The following is a 19,441-nucleotide window of genomic DNA, read 5'->3' as shown; positions in this document are numbered from 1 at the left end:
CGGTTTATGTTTCCGCTCATGGTTTTGGCCTCAAGTCTCGACGCTGCTTCACAAGAGTGGGCGAAGAGGCACCCAAGGTATTTCGTTAGAGAAATTCACAAAGGTTCATCATGGAAATCTCCAAAGCGGAAATCGCTTCCGCGGCAGCTGCGTCTGCACAAACAAATTCTCAAGAACTCCGCGGCGCGGAAATCCTCATGAAGTCCCTTCAGGCTGAAGGCGTCAAATACATGTGGGGTTATCCGGGCGGTGCAGTCCTGCATATCTACGACGCCGTCTACAAACAGGACTCGATCCAGCATATCCTGGTGCGTCATGAGCAGGCCGCTGTGCACGCAGCCGACGGCTATGCTCGCGCCACAGGCGAGGTGGGCGTGGCGCTGGTCACTTCCGGCCCGGGCGTGACCAACGCCGTGACCGGCATTGCCACCGCCTACATGGACAGCATCCCGATGGTCATCATCACGGGACAGGTTCCTACCCACGCCATCGGGCTGGATGCCTTCCAGGAATGCGACACCGTCGGTATCACCCGGCCCATCGTGAAGCACAACTTCCTGGTCAAGGATGCGCGGCACATGGCCGAAACCCTGAAAAAGGCGTTTCATATCGCCCGCAGCGGCCGGCCCGGCCCTGTGGTCGTTGATATCCCCAAGGACGTGTCCTTCAACAAGGTGCCTTACAACGGCTATCCGCAAACCGTTGAGATGCGCTCTTACAACCCGGTGCGCAAAGGCCATGGCGGGCAGATCCGCAAGGCCCTGCAATTGCTGCTGGCGGCCAAACGGCCCTATATCTACACCGGCGGCGGCGTGTTGCTCAGCAATGCCTCGCAAGAACTGCGCACGCTGGTCGACATGCTGGGCTACCCCTGCACCAACACCTTGATGGGCTTGGGCGCCTATCCGGCCAGCGACAAAAAATTCCTCGGCATGCTGGGTATGCACGGCACCATAGAAGCCAACAACGCGATGCAGCATTGCGACGTGTTGCTGGCGGTAGGTGCGCGTTTTGATGACCGCGTGATTGGCAACCCCAAGCATTTCGCGCAGAACGAACGCAAGATCATCCACATCGACATCGATCCTTCCAGCATTTCGAAGCGCGTGAAGGTCGACATTCCAATCGTGGGCGACGTGAAGGATGTACTGACCGAACTGATTGCCATGATCAAGGAATCCGGCCTCAAGCCTGACGCGAACGCGCTGGGCGGTTGGTGGGACACGATTGAAGGCTGGCGCAAACGCGACTGCATGAAGTACAGCATGGGCAAAGGCGACGTCATCAAGCCCCAGCATGTAGTCGAAACGCTCTGGAAGCTGACCAAAGACGCGGATACCTACATCACGTCGGACGTGGGGCAGCACCAGATGTGGGCCGCGCAGTACTACAAGTTCGACGAGCCGCGCCGCTGGATCAATTCAGGCGGCCTGGGCACCATGGGCGTCGGTATTCCCTATGCCATGGGCATCAAGCTGGCCAAGCCCGACTCGGAAGTGTTCTGCATCACGGGCGAAGGCTCGGTGCAGATGTGCATCCAGGAGCTTTCCACCTGCCTGCAGTACAACACCCCGATCAAGATTGTCTCGCTCAACAACCGTTACCTGGGCATGGTGCGCCAGTGGCAGGAAATTGACTATGAAGGCCGCTACAGCAGCAGCTACATGGACGCGCTGCCCAATTTCGTGAAGCTGGCCGAAGCCTATGGTCACGTCGGCATGCTGATCGAAAAACCGCAGGACGTGGAGCCGGCGCTTCGCGAAGCCCGCAAGCTCAAGGACCGCACGGTGTTCATGGACTTCCGCACGGACCCGACCGAAAACGTGTTCCCGATGGTACAGGCCGGCAAGGGCATTACCGAAATGCTGCTGGGGTCGGAAGACCTCTAGGCCCCACGCCAACCACACCCATTCATTCACCGTCACCTGACGAATCTATTGTCTGCCGAGCCTGCGCATTACCGTGCGCAGGGGAGGGCAGCGAAAAGAGGAATCTTCTTATGAAACACATCATTGCAGTTTTGCTGGAAAACGAGCCGGGCGCTCTTTCCCGCGTGGTCGGCCTGTTCTCGGCGCGCGGCTACAACATCGAAAGCCTGACCGTCGCCCCGACGGAGGACCCGAGCCTGTCGCGCATGACGATACAGACCACCGGTTCCGACGACGTCATCGAACAAATCACCAAGCACCTGAATCGCCTGATCGAAGTGGTCAAGGTTGTCGACCTGACCGAAGGCTCCTACACCGAGCGTGAACTCATGATGGTCAAGGTGCGCGCGGTCGGCAAGGAGCGCGAAGAGATGAAGCGCATGGCTGATATATTCCGCGGGCGAATCATCGACGTGACGGAGAAAAGCTACACCATCGAGCTGACTGGGGACCAGTCCAAGAACGATGCGTTTCTGGAAGCCATAGACCGCAGCGCGATCCTTGAGACGGTGCGAACCGGCTCCAGCGGCATCGGCCGTGGAGAGCGGATTTTGCGGGTTTGATTTAAGTCGTCCGTGCGCGCGTTTCGACAGGCTCAACGCGAACGGATTTTGAGTGGCGATATGCGTTTACCGTTCGCCCTGAGCCTGTCGAAGGGCATTTTCGCCAATACCTATTCTGGAGAGAAACATGAAAGTTTTTTACGACAAAGATTGTGATTTGAGCCTGATCAAGGGCAAAACAGTCGCCATCATCGGCTACGGTAGCCAGGGCCACGCGCACGCGCAAAACCTGAACGACAGCGGCGTGAAAGTGGTCGTCGGCCTGCGCAAGGGCGGCGCTTCTTGGCCCAAGGTCGAAAAGGCCGGCCTGAAGGTCGCTGAAGTCGCGGACGCGGTCAAGGCCGCTGACGTGGTCATGATCCTCCTGCCCGATGAACAGATCGGCGCGGTTTACAAGAACGACGTGGCTCCCCACATCAAGCAGGGTGCTTCCCTGGTGTTTGCCCACGGCTTCAACGTGCACTACGGCGCCGTGATTCCGCGCGCCGACCTTGACGTCTGGATGGTCGCCCCCAAGGCACCCGGCCACACGGTGCGCAATACCTACGCCCAGGGTGGCGGTGTGCCTCACCTGGTCGCAGTGCACCAGGACAAGTCCGGCAAGGCCCGCGACCTGGCCCTGAGCTATGCCATGGCCAATGGCGGCGGCAAAGCCGGCATCATTGAAACCAACTTCCGCGAAGAAACCGAAACCGACCTGTTCGGCGAACAGGCCGTTCTGTGCGGCGGCACCGTTGAGCTGATCAAGGCCGGCTTCGAAACACTGGTGGAAGCCGGCTACGCCCCCGAAATGGCCTACTTCGAATGCCTGCACGAGCTCAAGTTGATCGTTGACCTGATCTATGAAGGCGGCATCGCCAACATGAACTACTCGATCTCGAACAACGCAGAATATGGCGAATACGTGACAGGCCCGAACATCGTGACCTCGGCCACGAAAGACGCGATGCGCAAGTGCCTGAAAGACATCCAGACGGGTGAATATGCCAAGAGCTTCCTGCTGGAAAACCAGGCCGGCGCGCCAACCCTGCTGAGCCGCCGCCGCCTGAATTCCGAGCACCAGATCGAAATCGTGGGCGAAAAGCTGCGCGCCATGATGCCTTGGATCGCGAAAAACAAGCTGGTCGACCAGACCCGCAACTGATCCAAGCCCGTCAGGGCTTTGTCCTGCAAAAAGCCGCGCAAAGGTCCTGCGCGGCTTTTTTTCTGACCAGGGCAGACTGGATGGGATGAGGTGAAGGTTTCTGCCGGGGCCGATCTTGGTATCCTTGGCGGCTTGAGTCGACGGCTTATTCCTTCAAGGAGGCCCGGCTTCTGGATGGCATCTACAGATGCTATGAATTTGATAGCTGTTTGCGCGCACCAGTTGTGCCTCAGGAGTGTTTTTATGCATGATGGTGAAGATTCGGCGTTCCCTACCGAAGCGGTGGTGATACGCAAGCGACGCAAGGGCATTTACATATTGCCCAATTTATTCACGCTGGCCGCCCTGTTTGGCGGCTTTTACGCCATCGTCATGGCTATGAACGGGCGCTTCGACCAGGCCGCCATCGGTGTGTTTTGCGCCATGATTCTCGACAGCCTGGACGGCCGCGTCGCCCGGATGACCAACACGCAAAGCGCTTTCGGCGAGCAGATGGATTCGCTCTCGGACATGGTGTCTTTCGGCGCCGCACCGGCGTTGATCGCCTACGTCTGGGCCTTGACCAGCCTGGGGCGCTGGGGCTGGATAGGCGCCTTTGTTTACTGCGCCTGCGCGGCGTTGCGTCTGGCTCGCTTCAATGTGAACACGGCCGTGGTTGACAAACGTTTCTTCCAGGGTCTGCCGTCGCCCGCCGCGGCGGCATTGGTGGCCGGCTTTATCTGGCTGATGACCGATGCGGGAGTCAGTGGACTGGAAGTGCGCTGGGTGACCTTCGGCCTCACGCTCTATGCGGGCCTCACTATGGTCACGAATGTGCCGTTCTACAGCTTCAAGGACGTGCAAATGAAGCGCAGCGTGCCTTTCGCGGCCATTGTGTTGATTGCGCTTGGGATCGCCGTTATCAATATCCATCCACCGACCGTGATGTTCGGCCTGTTTGTGCTGTACGGTTTTTCGGGCTACGTGCTGTACGGCTGGCGTAAGGCCAAGGGCCAGCAGACCAGCGTGATCTCGACGTCCACCGACGAACCCGACGAGCGCGGCCTTCACAAATAATTGTGGTACATTGACCGTATGAAACAAATTTCGCTAGCACTACTGCTATCTGCCAACGGGCGGAGACGGTAGCGCACGCGTACACCTGATTCAACGGCCCGTTTGCACCAGCAACGGGCCGTTTTTCTTTGGGTTGCTGGTTTTTTGTAATCTTTGGGGTTGACGAGATGACCATGTTGAAAACACCTTCCAGCAAATACCAATCCTTCGCGCCAGTTCGACTGGCCGACCGCACTTGGCCCGACGCCGTGCTGACGCAAGCGCCCATCTGGTGCAGCGTGGACCTGCGGGATGGCAACCAGGCGTTGATCGAGCCAATGGATATTTCCCGCAAGCTCAGGATGTTCCACACCCTGGTGAAAATCGGCTTCAAGGAAATCGAGGTGGGCTTTCCATCCGCGTCCCAGATTGAATTCGACTTTCTCCGCCAGCTCATCGACGGGAATTTGATTCCCGATGATGTCACCATCCAGGTGCTGACCCAGGCGCGCGAGCCGTTGATCCGCCGCACTTTCGAGTCGCTCAAGGGCGCCAAAAAAGCCATCGTCCACCTCTACAACGCCACCGCGCCGGTCATGCGCCGCGTGGTGCTGGGCATGAATGAGGACGAGATTGTCCAGCTCGCGACCGACAATGCGCGGCTCTTCCAGCAACTGGCTGCGGCGCAGCCTGAAACGCAATGGACGTTCCAGTACTCACCCGAGATGTGGTCGGGCACCGAGCTGGCGTTTTCCAAGCGCGTTGTCGATGCCGTGACCGAGGTCTGGCAGCCGACGCCCGAGCGCAAATGCATCATCAACCTGCCGTCCACGGTGGAGCATTCCACGCCGAATATTTTTGCCGACATGATGGAGTGGATGCACCGCAACCTGGCTCGGCGCGACGCCATCGTGATCTCGGTTCATCCCCACAACGATCGCGGCACAGGCACCGCGGCCGGCGAGCTGGCCTTGATGGCGGGCGCCGACCGGATTGAAGGCTGTCTCTTCGGCAACGGCGAGCGCACCGGCAATGTGGACCTGGTGAATATCGCGCTCAATCTCTACACGCAAGGCGTGTCGCCCGGACTGGATTTCTCTGAAATCGACGAGATACGCCGCACAGTGGAGCACTGCAACCAGTTGCCCGTGCATCCCCGCCATCCTTATGCAGGCGATCTGGTCTACACCTCTTTCTCGGGCTCCCACCAGGACGCCATCAAGAAAGCCTTTGCCGCACGCAAAGAAGGCGATATATGGGACATGCCCTACCTGCCCATCGATCCCAAGGACCTGGGCCGCAGCTACGAGGCCGTGATCCGCGTCAACAGTCAGTCAGGCAAGGGCGGCATCGCCTACCTGCTGGAAAGCGAGTTCGGCCTCGAGCTCCCGCGCCGATTGCAGATCGAGTTCAGCCAGGTGGTGCAATCGGTGATGGATGCGACCGGCAAGGAGTTGACCGGCAAAGACATCTTTGCGCTGTTTGAGAAGGAATACGGCGTACAGACCGTAGCCGCACCGCAGCGTCTGGTGATTGAGGAAACCGGAAAAGCCGGCGGCGAGTCCTTCCACATCAAGGCCGAGGTTCAGCTTGGCGGCAGACGTCACGCCGTTGAGGGCACAGGCACCGGGCCCATTGATGCCTTCGTGGCCGGCCTGGCTGCGGCGACAGGCCACACGGTTCGCGTGCTGGACTACCACGAGCACGCCATCGGGGCGGGGGCGAGCGCGCAGGCCGTGGCCTACCTTGAGTTGCGCATCAACGACCAGACGCTTTTCGGCGTCGGCATGGATGGCAACATTGTCTCGGCATCGCTCAAGGCCATTGTTTCCGGCCTGCAGCGCAGCAAGGCCGGCCAGACCGTCGGCGAGGCTACCATTAGCGGTTAACCCGGTTCAAGACCTTTCAAAAAAAAGAGCGCCCAACGCATCAGGAATCCCACCATGACCGACAAACTCATTATTTTTGACACTACCTTGCGCGACGGCGAGCAATCGCCCGGCGCCTCCATGACCAAGGACGAAAAGCTGCGGATTGCCCGCCAGCTGGAGCGCCTGAAGGTCGATGTGATAGAGGCCGGGTTTGCCGCCAGTTCCAATGGTGATTTCGAATGCGTGAAGGCTATTGCGGAGGTGGTGAGGGACTCCACCATCTGCTCGCTGGCACGCGCCAACGACAGGGATATTTCACGCGCCGCCGAGGCCCTGAAGCCCGCGGCCTCGGGACGTTTGCACCTGTTTCTGGCGACCAGCGCCCTGCACATGGAGAAAAAGCTGCGCATGACACCCGATCAGGTATTCGAGCAGGCCAAGCTCTCCGTGCGCTTTGCCAAAAACCTGATGGGTGATATCGAGTTCAGTCCTGAGGACGGTTATCGTTCAGATCCGGACTTCCTGTGCCGTGTGCTGGAGGCCGTGATCAAGGAAGGCGCGACCACTATCAACGTGCCGGACACCGTGGGCTACGCCATCCCCGAGCTCTACGGCAATTTCATCAAAAATTTGCGCGAACGCATACCCAACAGCGACAAGGCTGTCTGGTCCGTGCACTGTCATAACGACCTGGGCATGGCCGTGGCCAACTCTCTGGCCGGTGTGAAGATTGGCGGCGCGCGGCAGGTGGAATGCACCATCAACGGACTCGGTGAGCGTGCCGGAAATTGCTCGCTCGAAGAAGTGGTCATGGCTGTGAAGACCCGCAAAGATTACTTTGGCCTCGAACTCGGTATAGACACGCAGCACATCCTGGCCGCCAGCCGCATGGTGAGCCAAACCACGGGCTTCGTGGTGCAACCGAACAAGGCCGTGGTCGGCGCCAATGCGTTTGCGCATGCCTCGGGCATCCACCAGGACGGCGTGCTCAAGGCGCGCGACACCTATGAAATCATGCGCGCCGAAGACGTGGGCTGGAGCGCCAACAAGATCGTGCTGGGCAAGCTGAGTGGACGCAATGCGTTCAAACAGCGCCTGCTGGAGTTGGGCGTGGCCATGGAAAGCGAAGCGGACATCAACAATGCCTTCGCAAAATTCAAGGAGCTCGCAGACCGCAAGAGCGAGATCTTTGACGAAGACATCCTGGCGCTGGCGAGCGATGAAAGCGCTTCCCACGACAACGAGCAGTACGGCTTTGTGTCCCTGTCGCAGCACAGCGAAACCGGCGAACGCCCCCAGGCCAGCGTCGTGTTCACTGTGGCCGGCAAGGAAGTCAAAGGCGAATCCGACGGCAACGGCCCTGTTGATGCCTCCCTCAAAGCCATCGAGTCACACGTCAAAAGCGGTGCGGAAATGGTGCTTTACTCCGTGAACGCCATCAGCGGGTCGACGGAAAGCCAGGGAGAAGTCACGGTGCGCTTGCAGAACAGCGGGCGGGTGGTGAATGGTGTGGGCGCCGACCCCGACATTGTGGTGGCATCGGCAAAAGCCTATTTGAGCGCGTTGAACAAGCTCCAAAGTAAAGCTGACCGCGTGGCGGCACAGGGATGATGTAACAATTCGGAAAATAAAATCCTTTGTATTCAATGACTTAGCGTTGAATCTGGGTGCAGATGGGGCTTCAGGCGTTAAAAACGTCACAAAGTGATTGTATTTTTAGGAAAGTCGCGCAAGTTTTTGATATTGCGTGACTTTTTCTATTTGTATACACTCCAGCCATCCCATTCATTGCAATCCACGCAGGCAAGACCATCATGTCTCATCAGATTTTCAATCGCGCATTAAAAATCGTTGGATTCATGGCCCTGATCGCCGCCTTTGCAGTGCCAGCCGCGAATGCGGCAACCGCCAAAAAAACCATTGTCAAAAAGCAGCACGCCTCGTCCAAGGCGTCGGCTTCCCAAAAAGTTATTTCCACACGCAAGAGCGTACGTTTTGTTGCAGGTACAAAACGCAGAAGCATCATCCGCGTGTCCATTCCGGCCAAACCATCCTTCGGTCAGATTGCCGGTTTGCACGGCTCGCAAGATCCCCTTGAACTGAAGTCCAGCGTTGCGCTGGTGATCGACCAGGACACACGTGAAGTGCTGTTCAGCAAGAACGATCATGCTGTGTTGCCGATCGCATCCCTCACCAAATTGATGACCGGCGTCATCGTCAGCGGCGCCAAGCTGCCCATGGATGAGCTCATCACGATCACGCAGGACGACGTGGACACCGAAAAGGGAAGCAGTTCACGCCTGAAGGTCGGCACCACGCTCACGCGTGGTGAACTGCTCCACCTGGCCCTGATGTCCAGCGAGAACCGCGCTGCGCACGCCTTGGGCCGTACCTATCCCGGTGGCATGGGCACGTTTGTCAGCCTGATGAACGCCAAGGCCAAAATGCTGGGCATGACGGACACCAGCTATGTAGAACCCACCGGCCTTTCCAGCCGCAATCAGTCCAGTGCGCAGGATCTGGCGACGCTGGTCAACGCTGCACATGGCGACCCGATGCTGCGCGAGCTCTCCACGTCGACGGGTTATCAAGTCGCTGTCGGCACCCGCACGCTGCAGTACAACAATACAAATCGCCTGGTGAAGAATCCCGACTGGGATATCGGCCTGCAAAAAACCGGCTACATCTCTGAGGCCGGCCAGTGCCTGGTCATGCAGACCAAAATCGCGGGCCGCAAACTGATCATGGTGTTTCTGGATTCCGCCGGCAAGCTGAGCCGCTTGGGTGATGCCGAACGTGTACGCCGCTGGGTGGAGTCGAATCCGGTGGCCGAACCCAAGGTGAATGTCAGCACTTCCATCAAGCAGGTGAACGGCTGAGCATTCCCGAGGTGCGCAGCCTGCTATTGTATTGATAGCTGCTTGCGCCCGACCTGATTGGGCTGCAGCCTATTTTTACTTGGGTTTGTAGCCCAGTGCGGCTGAAATCTCATTCGCAGTCGCCTGCAGCTTGGGCAGCCAGTGTTCGTCCAGCCGGTCGGCCGGGGCCGAAATCGACAAGCCCGCTACCAGCTGGTTCTGGTCATCGTAAATACCTGCAGCCATGCAGCGCACTCCCAACTCCAGTTCTTCGTTGTCGCGTGCGATGCCGTATTGGCGCGCTTTGGAAAGCTCGCGTTCCAGAATTGGCAGCTGCGTGATGCTGTTGCGTGTCTGCCCCGGCAGGCCGGTGCGCGTCGCGTAGGTCCGCAGGCGCTGCGGGTCGTCAAACGCGAGGAACAGTTTGCCCACAGACGTCAAATGCAGCGGCGCACGACCCCCGATGGCCCGTACCACCTGCATGCCGGAGCGTTCACTGTAGGCTCGCTCCACGTACACGATTTCATCGCCCTGGCGCATGCTCAGGTTGACCGGTTGCTGTGTGAGCTTGTGCAACTCGCGCATGGGCAGCAGCGCAGCGTCGCGGACGTCCAGACGGGCCTTGACGAGGTTGCCCAGCTCCAGCAGTCGCATGCCCAGCCGGTAGCTGCCCGCTGCGGGGCGATCCACAAAACGACCCGTGGCCAGATCGTTCAGGATGCGATGTGCGGTAGAGGGGTGGAGCCCCGACTTCTCGCTGATTTCCTTGAGCGAAAGCGCTTCCTCGCGGTTCGCCAGGATTTCGAGCAGCGTGAACATCCTTTCAATGACCTGAACGGTCGGCGTGGCGGGAAGGGCTGAGTCGGGCTTTTTCATTTGCAGGCTTTCTGCTGCAAATTTTACCCTGTGAAATCCCGATGCGCTGGATGGGGTGCCTGGTTGGCCTATGCCTATGCCTGGTCGGATGACCTGCCTGTATTTTCTACCGCAGGCTCTGCGGAAAGCACCCACTGCCCGTCGATCAGCACTTCGTTGGGCCTGAATCCGGCCTTGTAATTCATTTTTGGGCTTTCCGCGATCCAGTAGCCCAGGTACACATAGGGTAAATCGAGGCGCCGGGCCTGCTCGATCTGCCACAGCACGCTGTAGTTGCCGTAGCTTGCGCGGCCATCCGGCTCATAAAACGTATAGACCGCGGAAATGCCGTCTTCCAGCACATCAAGGATGGACACCATCTTCAGGGCGCCCGGTTCGCCGTCAGGCAGGCTTTCACGAAACTCAACCAGGCGCGAATTCACGCGGCTTTGCAGGAGAAACTGTGTGTACTGGTCAATGCTGTCATGGTCCATGCCGCCGCCTGCGTGGCGGCCGTTCTGGTAACGCAGGTAGAGCTGGTAGTGCTCCGGCATGAAGCAGAGCTTGAGGATGCGGGCCTGCAGCGTCTGGTGCCGCTTCCAGGCGCGGCGCTGGCTGCTGTTCGGGCTGAAGCTGCCAACAGGCACCCGTAGCGGGACGCAGGCCTGGCACCCATCACAGTAGGGGCGGTAGGTGAACATGCCGCTGCGCCGGAAGCCGTTGGTCACCAGGTCCGAATAAGCGTCGTTGTGGATGAGGTGGCTGGGTGTGGCAACCTGCGAGCGGGCCTGCTTGCCCGGCAGATAGCTGCACGGGTAGGGCGCCGTTGCGTAGAACTGCAAGGTTTGCAGTGGCAGGTCTTTGAGATGTGTCACGGTAGGTCCAGGGTTCCCTTCGTTCCCGTCGTCAGTATCTGATTCCAGTATACGGGCTCAAAGCGCCAGCCGGGTCCCGTTTTACCCACGCTTTGCCCGAGGTGGGCAACAAATTCCGCCCGGCTGATTTCCCCCGCGCCCAGGGACGCCAGGTGATGGGTATTTTGCTGGCAATCAATCATGGTGATGTGATGTTCACGGCAAAAAGCCACCAGTGCCGCCAGCGCGATTTTGGATGCATCGGTCTGGTGCGCAAACATCGATTCGCCAAACACCATGCGGCCCAGATTCACACAATACAGGCCACCCGCCAGCTCGCCGTCGATCCAGGTCTCCACGCTGTGCGCATGGCCTGCCTCATGAAGAGCGGTATAGGCCTGCACCATGTCAGGAACAATCCAGGTACCGGGTTGGCCGGAACGCGGCTTGCTGGCGCAGGCGTCGATGACGCGCTCAAAGGCGCTGTCGAACCTGATTTCGCAGCGAGGCTGTTCCTGAAAACGAACTACCGTTTTGCGCAGCGACCGGTGCAGCTTGAAGTGGCGAGTCTGCAGCACCATGCGAGGGTCAGGGCTCCACCAGAGCACGGGCTGGCCGAGGCTGTACCAGGGGAAAATGCCCTGCGAATACGCATGGACCAGGGTCGGCACATCCAGCGCTGCACCAGCCGCCAGCAAACCGGGTGCCGGGTCATGAGGTCCCCACGCGGTATCCAGCGAGGGAAAGTTTTCGCCGGCGGCAAGCCAGGGCACGGGGCGCGGGAGTTTACCCATGGTTTAAAAATGGACAGTCATAAAGCCATTAAAACAGTGGGCCGTGAAGGACATGCGCAAATGGTAGCCGAGCAGGCTACCGCGACATGGCCAACGCGTTGCCGAGATCAGTGATTCATAGAGATGCTATTGATTTGATAGCTGCTTGCGCATATCAAACAAGGGTCAGGGGCCAATAGGGCTTTGTGCTTTTTGCCCGTGCGGGGCCGGCCGCTCGCCATTCAGCAGAAACACGGCATTGGCAGAATGCCGCGAGCTCAAAAAGCCAGAAAATTGACGCTATAATCTAAGGCTGTATTCCTCAATAGCTCAGTTGGTAGAGCGCCGGACTGTTAATCCGTAGGTCCCTGGTTCGAGCCCAGGTTGAGGAGCCAATAAATTCAAGGGCCTGCACGCAAGTGCGGGCCTTTTGTCTTTTCAGGCGTTGGGAATGTAATTTCCAGCCTCGTGTTCTGCCGCGGGGTGATCAATCGCCGGGTAGGTACCTAGTACCATCGTGATCATGAAAATCCTCGGACACGCAAGCCAACGATCAGGACCGGATCAACTTTATCCACCTGCCCAGTTCAAAGTTGATCACTTCCGGACCATGGACAACATGCAAAGCTCCAACATCAAGCAGCGGATATTCGGCGCCTTCCTGATGCCTTTGCTATTTGTGTCAGCCAGTCATGCGCAAGTCTATAAGTGGATAGATGCGAAGGGGCAAACGCATTATTCTTCGCGAAAGGATGATGCCGGCGCGGCCAGGGCAGATGAAGTGAAGCTGCCGCCTCAGCCAGCACCCTCTCCAATAGCCAAACCTTCAGCCGAATACTTGCGTGGGCAAAACAAGCAAACGCCACCACGCCTGGTGCCGGAGAAGGAGGCTGACAGCCCGCCCACGCCAAAACCGCCCAAATCGCTCTCCGGGGGAAAAGAAGATGGCACCGATGCGTCACGCTGTGCGCTGGCTCGGGACGTCCTTAGCGGCGCTGTAAGGCACCGCAATGGGCAACCCACGGACAAATATGATCGTGACGTTGCCCAAAATGATGTCCGGGCATTTTGCCGCTAGTGGCACCACTGCTTAAATTTGCGCGTGTTCCTGAAGGCCACGGAAAACGAATGACCGCATCCATGACTGAAACCGTTTTCGACCACGAATACCCCCGCGTGCTGAGCATTGCAGGTTCCGACAGCGGCGGCGGGGCCGGCATCCAGGCTGACCTCAAGACCTTTGCCGCGCTGGGTTGCTACGGCATGACGGCCATCACCGCGCTGACGGCCCAGAACACGCGCGGCGTTCGCGCCATCCATGGCGTGCCGCCGCAGATGCTGCGCGACCAGATCGACGCTGTCATCGAAGACATAGGTACGGATGCGGTGAAGATCGGCATGCTGCACGCGCCCGACATCGTACAGACCGTGGCCGAGGCGATCGACCGGCATGCGTTGCAGAATGTGGTGCTGGACCCTGTCATGGTCGCCACCAGCGGCGCGGTGCTGATCGACAACCCGGCCATTGCGGTACTGGTGCGGGAGCTGTTTCCGCGTGCCATGGTGGTCACCCCAAATCTCGACGAAGCTTCGCTGTTGGTGGGCCGCCCGCTGGGCGATGAGCAGGCCATGCAGGCCGCCGCACAGGAGTTGCTGACGCAGGGCGCCCGCGCCGTGCTGCTCAAGGGCGGGCATTTGCCCGGCGATGTGGTCAGCGATTTACTGGCCACGCAAAGTGGCGAACTGCACTGGATGCGCGGGCCTCGCATTCCCAGCCCCAATACCCACGGCACCGGTTGCACGCTGTCGTCTGCGATTGCCGCGCACCTGGCGTTGGGGCACCCACTGCTGCAGGCCGTGCAGCTCGCACGTGCCTATGTGCGCGCGGCGCTGGAGGCCGGTGCGCGGGTGCGTACAGGTGCCGGTGGCGGACCGCTGAACCACGGCCACGCGCCCATCGCGATGCGGCTTAAGCTGCTGCGCTAGGGCTTGGATTTCCGGCGCGGGTGAGGCGTGCCAGCACAAAGGTCAGCACCAGTGTTGGCAAAGCCGCTCCCCAATCCGGCGCGAACTTGGCGCACAGGTGATAGCAGGCAATGCCCAGCACCCAGATCGCGACGGCGCTGGGGTTCACCTTGCGTTCGGCTACCAGCGAAGCGATATCGGCCGTGCCGGCCAGCCGTGCCAGGATCACGCCATACAAAGGTACAAACACCGAACTGAGCATCAGCAAAAAAGGCTCCAGGCTGTGCATGGGCAGCACCAGTGCCAGCGCGGTGCACAGCAGTGCCAGCCCCACGCCCCAGCGCCGCACGCTCCAGGCAGGTTTCAGGCTGTGGCCGGCTACCGAGCCCGAATAGAGATCGCCATACGCGTTGTCGACCTCGTCGATCAGGATCAGCCCCAGCGCGATCAGGCCGCCTTGCGCCAGCAGCAATGCGGCGACCAGGTCGGTGCTGGGTGCGGTGATGGCGACCAGCACGCCCAGCGCATAGCACCAGATATTGGCGACGGCGTAGCCCATCCAGGTGCCGCGCAGCGCGGCTTTGCCATCGCGTCCATGGCGCGCGAAATCGGCCACGAGGGGTAACCACGACACCGGCATTGCGATCACCAGGTCGAGTGCGGACAGCGTGCTCATGCCGCCTTCGCCTGGCCGCATCCACAGCGCGCTCAGGCCCTGGGCATTGGCCTTGGCCAGGAATTGCCAGCTCAGCCACAGCAACGAGGCGATGACCAGTGGCAAGCCGTAGCGGCCTATGAATTTGCGCACCAGCTTGACCATGGAGCCCGACAGCAGCGCCAGCAGCACCGCGCCCCACAGCAAAGTGGCCAGAAGCGGCCAGAAGGCACCTGCAAAGTTGCCGGACTGGCGCGCAATAGCCACTGTTCCGTCGCGCATCACCACAAGCTCAAACGTGGTCCAGCCGATGAGCTGCACAATGTTGAGCAGCACCGGCAGGCGCGCAAAGCTGCTGCCGTAGGTGGCATGCATCAGCCCGGCGCTGGAAAGCCCACTGTCGCAGCCGATCCTGGCCGTCCAGGCCAGCAAGCCGGCGCCAAGTACCGAGCCGCAGACGATTACCGTCAAGGCTGTCTGGGTGCCAACGGCCGGTACCAGGTAGGCGCCGATCTGCATGACCAGCAGGCCCACCCCGAGGCTGAGCCACAGTGCGGCATGGTCGCTCCAGCCGAACAGGCGGTCGCTGGAGGGCAACGGCGCAAGCGCGGTGTTGCCGGCGGCAGCAGAAGTAGAAGTCGTGGTCATCAGCAGTTCCGATCATCGATGCCAGGTCGGCCTGCTTGAAGCCCGCAAGAACAGCGGGCATCCGGAACATGCTTCCCTGCGCGAGGATTACCTCAAATCAGGTTCAAAGGGACTTTCTCAGCCGCCGCAACTCGCACGACGAATTGCAGCAACACCCCCAGCGAAAGCGCCTGTGTAGACGCAAGCCAAATTGTAGGGCGATTCCGGGCGGGCCTATTGCGTAAGCCGTACAGGCAACAAAAAGCCCGCACGCGGCGGGCTTTCAGGTGGAAGCGAGCCAGCTCGGCTCAGTCGTCAAACACCGGAGATTCAACGCCCAGCACCTTGTGCAGTTTCGGGCTGGTCGTGGTGTATTGGAGGTGGATCTTCTTGTCCGGGAAGATCAAGGGAGCCGCGCCAAAGGCTGCCAGCGCGCACTCATGGAAGCCGCTCAGAATCAGCTTCTTCTTGCCGGGATAGGTGTTGATGTCGCCCACGGCAAAGATACCCGGAACATTGGTGGAAAACTTCTCGGTATCCACCTTGAGCTGTTTGCGCTCGATGTCCAGGCCCCAGTTGGCGATCGGCCCCAGCTTGGGTGACAGGCCGAAGAACACCAGCAGCACGTCCAGCGGCACCACGCGCGTGACGCCGTCGGAACCCGTGACCTTGGCACCGGTCAACTTGCCTTCTTTTTCTTCGTAGCCGGTGATCTGGCCCACGATGAACTGCATTTCGTAGGCGTCGCAAAGCTCGCGCATTTTGGCCACGCTGGCAGGCGCCGCCTGGAAGCCGTCGCGGCGGTGAATCAGGATCACGCTCTCGGCCTTGTTCGGGCCTTCGGCGACAAAGTTCAGCGTCCAGTCAAGCGCCGAATCACCGCCGCCCACAATCACCAGGTTTTTTCCGGCAAAGTCGGCCGGGCTTTTCACGCGGTAGAACAGCTGGCTGTCGTCGAACTTCTCCAGGCCTTCGACGCGCAGCAGCTTGGGCTGGAAGGCACCCACACCTGCCGCGATAAAAATCGTTTTGGTCAGAAAGCGCGTGCCTTTGGAGGTCTCGACGAAGAAGCGGCCGTCCTGCTGCTTTTCAACCACGCTGACTTCCTGGCCGAAATGAAACGTCGCGCCAAAGGGCTCGATCTGCTTGAGCAGGTTGTCGGTGAGCTCTTTGCCGGTGCAGACGGGCACGGCCGGAATGTCGTAAATCGGCTTGTCGGGGTAAAGCTCAATGCACTGGCCGCCCGGGTAGGCCAGCGAGTCGATCACATGGGCCTTGATCTCAAGCAGCCCCAGCTCAAACACCTGAAACAGGCCTACGGGCCCGGCGCCCACAATCACCGCATCGGTTTCGATGGGACCGTCGTGCTGCGCTGCGGTATTGATCACTTCTTGGTTCAGTTGAGGTTCCATGGTTCCTGGGGCGCTTTGCAAAGCGCGTGGCGGCCCGGGGAGGGCGAGGTGCCGGTGGCTTCAGGCCGGATGAACCGGCTTAGCGGACCAATTCGGACAGCTTGCCCGTCTTGTCTTTCCATTCCTCGGCATCGGGCAGCGCATCCTTGCGCTTGGTGATGCTTTTCCAGCCCGCGGCACGGCTCAATTCCACATTGAGCTGGATGAACGAAACCTGGTCGGCCGGCACGTCCTCCTCGGCGTAGATGGCATTGACCGGGCATTCGGGGATGCAGACGGCGCAGTCGATGCATTCGTCCGGATCGATCACCAGCATGTTGGGGCCTTCCCGGAAGCAATCCACGGGGCAGACATCCACACAGTCGGTGTATTTGCAGCGGATGCACGATTCGGAGACGATGTGAGTCATGTTATTTGGGGCTAATCGGTGGAAACCCTCAATTTTAAGAGGATTCCGTGAGCAGGGTTAAGTCAGTGAGGATAGCGGGGCTTGATCCTGGTCAAAGGATCAGCACGGCACCTGAAGTCTTGTTCGAGGCGGTGTCCACCAGGACCAGCGAGCCCAGCATGCGCGAACGGGCATAAGGAAGGGTGGCCAGCGGTTCCTGCAGGCTCAGCTCGATATGGCCGATGGCATTGGGCGGCAGCTCGCTGGCGTCTTCCTCGGCGAGGGTGTTGACATCGAGCTTGTGAACGATGCGTTTGACCTTGGCCTTGACCCAGCGGTGGCCGTGCAGCGCCCAGTAGATGCGCCCGGCGACCAGCGGCTCATCGTCCATCCAGGCCACGGTGGCCGAGATATCCCGTGAGGGCTCAAAGGTATCCGTGGCCAGCAGCCAGTCGCCGCGCGACACATCGACTTCCCGGTCCAGCACGATGCCTGCACTGTGGCCGGCCAGGATGGCCTTGGGCTGGCGGGCATGGTCCAGCACCTGGGCCACCACGGCCGTCTTGCCGCTGGGGAGTATGGTCACGCTCTGGCCCGGCTGTACGCCGCCCGAGGCAACGCGGCCCCAGAAGACACGCCGGCCCTGGGAGGTATCGGATGAGGACGAAAACTTTTCAACCCATTGCACCGGGAAGGCAAAGGCTTCGGTGGTCTCGGCCGGCGTGACGGGCAGGTGTTCCAGCAACTGCAGCAGCGACAAGCCTTCATAACCGCACCAGCCGGGCTGGGCGTCCACCACGTTAAAGCCCTTGAGGGCAGACACGGGAACGGTCGCTTTCACCGGGATTTTCGCGGCCCGGGCGAATGTTGCCAGCGCTGCTTGAATGTTCCTGAAAGCCAGCGTTGGGTCTTCCACGGCGTCGAGCTTGTTCACGGCGAACACGATGGACGGCACGCGCAGCAGGTTGACCAGCAGCGAATGGCGGCGGGTTTGCTGCAGCAGCTCCAGCGCGGGGTTTTTCCAGTCGAGCTTGGTCGCATCCACCAGCACGACGGCGGCGTCGGCACTGGAGGCGGCCGTCACCATGTTGCGGGTGTATTGCTCATGCCCAGGGGCATCGCCGATGATGAATTTGCGGCTTTCAGTGGCGAAATAGCGGTAGGCCACGTCAATGGTGATGCCCTGCTCGCGCTCGGCCGAAAGGCCGTCCGTCAGCAATGCCAGGTCGGTTTCACCCTGGCGCTGCACGCCGGCCAGGTGGTCCTGCAGCACGGCCTTGCTGTCCACCAGCAGGCGGCCGATCAGAGTGCTTTTGCCGTCGTCGACCGAACCGCAGGTGATGAATTTCAACGCAGGTTTCAGGTCATTTTGGCCTGCAACCGTTTCTGGCTGTGCGCCGTCAGCTATCAAATCAGTAGTGTGGGTACTTGTGGTCATCTCAGTCTCAAAAATGGTGGCAAGGTCTTTATCAGTGGGGGCCGCGGGTCCGGCTGTGCCGGTCCGCAGGCGCCGCCCCCTGGGGGGAGCAGGCGAAGCCTGTCCGGGGGAGAACTAAAAATACCCGTCTTTCTTGCGCTTTTCCATCGAAGCGTCGGAGGTCTTGTCGTCCATGCGCGTTGCGCCGCGCTCGCTCACGTCGGCGGCCAGCGTTTCGATCACGATCTCGGCGGCCGTGGCGGCCGGGCTGTCGACCGGGCAGGTGCAGGTGATGTCGCCGACGGTGCGGAAACGCACGGTCTTTTCAACGATCTGCTCCCCGTCGCGTGCCGGGGTGAGGTCCGTCACCGGTACCAGCAGGCCCTTGCGTTCGACCACCTTGCGCTGGTGCGCGTAGTAGAGCGAAGGCAGTGCGATTTGCTCCCGTTCGATGTACTGCCACACGTCGAGTTCGGTCCAGTTGGAGATCGGGAACACCCGGAAGTGCTCGCCGGGCTGCAGCCGGGTGTTGAACAGCGTCCAGAGCTCAGGGCGCTGGGCCTTGGGTTGCCATTGGCCGAAGCTGTCGCGGTGCGAAAAGATGCGCTCCTTGGCGCGGGCTTTTTCCTCGTCGCGGCGCGCGCCGCCAATCAGGGCGTCAAAGCGGAATTCGTCAATCGCCTCAAGCAGCGTGACCGACTGGTGCACATTGCGCGATTCGCCTGGGTGGGCCAGGCGCACCGTGCCGCGTTTCATCGAGTCTTCGACATTGCGCACGATCAGCTCGGCGCCCAGTTCTTTTGCGCGGAAGTCACGGAAGTCGGTCACTTCGTGGAAGTTGTGGCCGGTGTCGATCATCAGGAGCGGGTAGGGGATGCGGCCCACGCCGAAGGCCTTTTCCGCGCACTTGAGCATCACCAGCGAATCCTTGCCGCCCGAAAACAGCAGGGCCGGGCGCTCAAAGGCGGCGGCTACTTCGCGCAGGATGAAGATGGTTTCCTCTTCCAGCGCATCGAGATGGGAGTTGGACAGCCGCGCGATGGAGATCGCCGGGTCGGCTGGCAGCAGGTGGGATGGTGTGCGGGCGTTCATAGGT

17 protein-coding genes and 1 tRNA gene are annotated in these 19,441 nt (G+C 60.2%); 10 read left to right on the top strand and 8 right to left on the bottom strand.

Annotated features, from left to right (window positions below):
• Positions 1-110: 110 nt before the first annotated feature.
• The 7 genes from AC1DU8_RS11260 to pbpG all read left to right on the top strand — a co-directional run bounded on the left by AC1DU8_RS11260 (position 111) and on the right by pbpG (position 9,420).
• Complete coding sequence (locus AC1DU8_RS11260) at positions 111-1,889, top strand: acetolactate synthase 3 catalytic subunit (protein WP_457278606.1); 1,779 nt, start codon at positions 111-113, stop codon at positions 1,887-1,889.
• Positions 1,890-1,999: 110 nt separating this feature from the next.
• Positions 2,000-2,491, top strand: coding sequence for an acetolactate synthase small subunit (ilvN, locus tag AC1DU8_RS11255; protein ID WP_011483239.1), 492 nt, complete (start codon positions 2,000-2,002; stop codon positions 2,489-2,491).
• A gap of 127 nt (positions 2,492-2,618) precedes the next feature.
• Positions 2,619-3,635: a ketol-acid reductoisomerase gene (gene ilvC, locus AC1DU8_RS11250; protein WP_348050421.1), complete on the top strand. Its 1,017-nt coding sequence runs from the start codon at positions 2,619-2,621 to the stop codon at positions 3,633-3,635.
• Between the two features lie 243 nt (positions 3,636-3,878).
• Positions 3,879-4,691, top strand: coding sequence for a CDP-diacylglycerol--serine O-phosphatidyltransferase (gene pssA / locus AC1DU8_RS11245; RefSeq protein WP_457278605.1), 813 nt, complete (start codon positions 3,879-3,881; stop codon positions 4,689-4,691).
• A 173-nt stretch (positions 4,692-4,864) separates the two neighbouring features.
• Entirely contained in the window at positions 4,865-6,559 is a 1,695-nt protein-coding gene (gene leuA, locus AC1DU8_RS11240; protein ID WP_477667263.1) for a 2-isopropylmalate synthase, read from the top strand.
• Between the two features lie 54 nt (positions 6,560-6,613).
• Positions 6,614-8,152, top strand: a complete 1,539-nt coding sequence (locus tag AC1DU8_RS11235; protein ID WP_457278603.1) for a 2-isopropylmalate synthase — start codon at positions 6,614-6,616, stop codon at positions 8,150-8,152.
• A 203-nt stretch (positions 8,153-8,355) separates the two neighbouring features.
• On the top strand, positions 8,356-9,420 hold the full coding sequence (gene pbpG / locus AC1DU8_RS11230; protein WP_457278602.1) for a D-alanyl-D-alanine endopeptidase: 1,065 nt from the start codon (positions 8,356-8,358) through the stop codon (positions 9,418-9,420).
• Between the two features lie 75 nt (positions 9,421-9,495).
• Here the strand turns inward: pbpG and AC1DU8_RS11225 are convergent, their stop codons facing one another.
• From AC1DU8_RS11225 to aat, 3 genes are all read right to left on the bottom strand, one after another.
• Positions 9,496-10,275, bottom strand: coding sequence for an IclR family transcriptional regulator (locus tag AC1DU8_RS11225; protein WP_457278601.1), 780 nt, complete (start codon positions 10,273-10,275; stop codon positions 9,496-9,498).
• Positions 10,276-10,349: 74 nt separating this feature from the next.
• Positions 10,350-11,129, bottom strand: coding sequence for an arginyltransferase (locus tag AC1DU8_RS11220; RefSeq protein ID WP_457278600.1), 780 nt, complete (start codon positions 11,127-11,129; stop codon positions 10,350-10,352).
• Positions 11,126-11,902, bottom strand: coding sequence for a leucyl/phenylalanyl-tRNA--protein transferase (aat, locus tag AC1DU8_RS11215; RefSeq protein WP_457278599.1), 777 nt, complete (start codon positions 11,900-11,902; stop codon positions 11,126-11,128). The genes AC1DU8_RS11220 and aat overlap by 4 nt, the downstream gene beginning before the upstream one ends.
• 298 nt (positions 11,903-12,200) lie before the next feature.
• Here aat and AC1DU8_RS11210 point away from each other — a divergent pair.
• The 3 genes from AC1DU8_RS11210 to thiD all read left to right on the top strand — a co-directional run bounded on the left by AC1DU8_RS11210 (position 12,201) and on the right by thiD (position 13,867).
• Positions 12,201-12,276: transfer RNA gene (locus tag AC1DU8_RS11210), tRNA-Asn, on the top strand.
• Between the two features lie 128 nt (positions 12,277-12,404).
• The gene (locus AC1DU8_RS11205) at positions 12,405-12,959 is read left to right on the top strand and encodes a DUF4124 domain-containing protein (RefSeq protein WP_477726754.1); all 555 of its coding nucleotides are present in this window, start codon (positions 12,405-12,407) and stop codon (positions 12,957-12,959) included.
• A gap of 62 nt (positions 12,960-13,021) precedes the next feature.
• On the top strand, positions 13,022-13,867 hold the full coding sequence (thiD, locus tag AC1DU8_RS11200) for a bifunctional hydroxymethylpyrimidine kinase/phosphomethylpyrimidine kinase (protein WP_477667266.1): 846 nt from the start codon (positions 13,022-13,024) through the stop codon (positions 13,865-13,867).
• Here thiD and AC1DU8_RS11195 read toward each other — a convergent pair.
• The 5 genes from AC1DU8_RS11195 to cysD form a co-directional block, all read right to left on the bottom strand.
• Positions 13,851-15,149, bottom strand: coding sequence for a purine-cytosine permease family protein (locus tag AC1DU8_RS11195; protein ID WP_457278596.1), 1,299 nt, complete (start codon positions 15,147-15,149; stop codon positions 13,851-13,853). The genes thiD and AC1DU8_RS11195 overlap by 17 nt on opposite strands.
• Before the next feature lie 287 nt (positions 15,150-15,436).
• A complete protein-coding gene (locus AC1DU8_RS11190; protein WP_457278595.1) occupies positions 15,437-16,540 on the bottom strand; it encodes an NAD(P)/FAD-dependent oxidoreductase in 1,104 nt (367 codons plus the stop codon).
• Between the two features lie 79 nt (positions 16,541-16,619).
• Positions 16,620-16,949, bottom strand: a complete 330-nt coding sequence (gene fdxA / locus AC1DU8_RS11185; protein WP_477693598.1) for a ferredoxin FdxA — start codon at positions 16,947-16,949, stop codon at positions 16,620-16,622.
• Between the two features lie 91 nt (positions 16,950-17,040).
• Positions 17,041-18,366: a sulfate adenylyltransferase subunit 1 gene (locus tag AC1DU8_RS11180; RefSeq protein ID WP_477707128.1), complete on the bottom strand. Its 1,326-nt coding sequence runs from the start codon at positions 18,364-18,366 to the stop codon at positions 17,041-17,043.
• A 114-nt stretch (positions 18,367-18,480) separates the two neighbouring features.
• Positions 18,481-19,437: a sulfate adenylyltransferase subunit CysD gene (cysD, locus tag AC1DU8_RS11175; protein WP_457278592.1), complete on the bottom strand. Its 957-nt coding sequence runs from the start codon at positions 19,435-19,437 to the stop codon at positions 18,481-18,483.
• Between the last annotated feature and the right edge of the window lie 4 nt (positions 19,438-19,441).

Source organism: Polaromonas sp. P3_A5 (assembly GCF_056403055.1).
Note: the sequence above shows the minus strand (reverse complement) of the source record. Positions and strands in the feature narration are given on the sequence as shown.

Coding starts and splice junctions, on each gene's coding strand:
- AC1DU8_RS11260 (WP_457278606.1), top strand. CDS start 111: ATGGAAATCTCCAAAGCGGAAATCGCTTCCGCGGCAGCTGCGTCTGCA.
- ilvN (WP_011483239.1), top strand. CDS start 2,000: ATGAAACACATCATTGCAGTTTTGCTGGAAAACGAGCCGGGCGCTCTT.
- ilvC (WP_348050421.1), top strand. CDS start 2,619: ATGAAAGTTTTTTACGACAAAGATTGTGATTTGAGCCTGATCAAGGGC.
- pssA (WP_457278605.1), top strand. CDS start 3,879: ATGCATGATGGTGAAGATTCGGCGTTCCCTACCGAAGCGGTGGTGATA.
- leuA (WP_477667263.1), top strand. CDS start 4,865: ATGTTGAAAACACCTTCCAGCAAATACCAATCCTTCGCGCCAGTTCGA.
- AC1DU8_RS11235 (WP_457278603.1), top strand. CDS start 6,614: ATGACCGACAAACTCATTATTTTTGACACTACCTTGCGCGACGGCGAG.
- pbpG (WP_457278602.1), top strand. CDS start 8,356: ATGTCTCATCAGATTTTCAATCGCGCATTAAAAATCGTTGGATTCATG.
- AC1DU8_RS11225 (WP_457278601.1), bottom strand. CDS start 10,275: ATGAAAAAGCCCGACTCAGCCCTTCCCGCCACGCCGACCGTTCAGGTC.
- aat (WP_457278599.1), bottom strand. CDS start 11,902: ATGGGTAAACTCCCGCGCCCCGTGCCCTGGCTTGCCGCCGGCGAAAAC.
- AC1DU8_RS11205 (WP_477726754.1), top strand. CDS start 12,405: ATGAAAATCCTCGGACACGCAAGCCAACGATCAGGACCGGATCAACTT.
- thiD (WP_477667266.1), top strand. CDS start 13,022: ATGACTGAAACCGTTTTCGACCACGAATACCCCCGCGTGCTGAGCATT.
- AC1DU8_RS11195 (WP_457278596.1), bottom strand. CDS start 15,149: ATGACCACGACTTCTACTTCTGCTGCCGCCGGCAACACCGCGCTTGCG.
- AC1DU8_RS11190 (WP_457278595.1), bottom strand. CDS start 16,540: ATGGAACCTCAACTGAACCAAGAAGTGATCAATACCGCAGCGCAGCAC.
- fdxA (WP_477693598.1), bottom strand. CDS start 16,949: ATGACTCACATCGTCTCCGAATCGTGCATCCGCTGCAAATACACCGAC.
- AC1DU8_RS11180 (WP_477707128.1), bottom strand. CDS start 18,366: ATGACCACAAGTACCCACACTACTGATTTGATAGCTGACGGCGCACAG.
- cysD (WP_457278592.1), bottom strand. CDS start 19,437: ATGAACGCCCGCACACCATCCCACCTGCTGCCAGCCGACCCGGCGATC.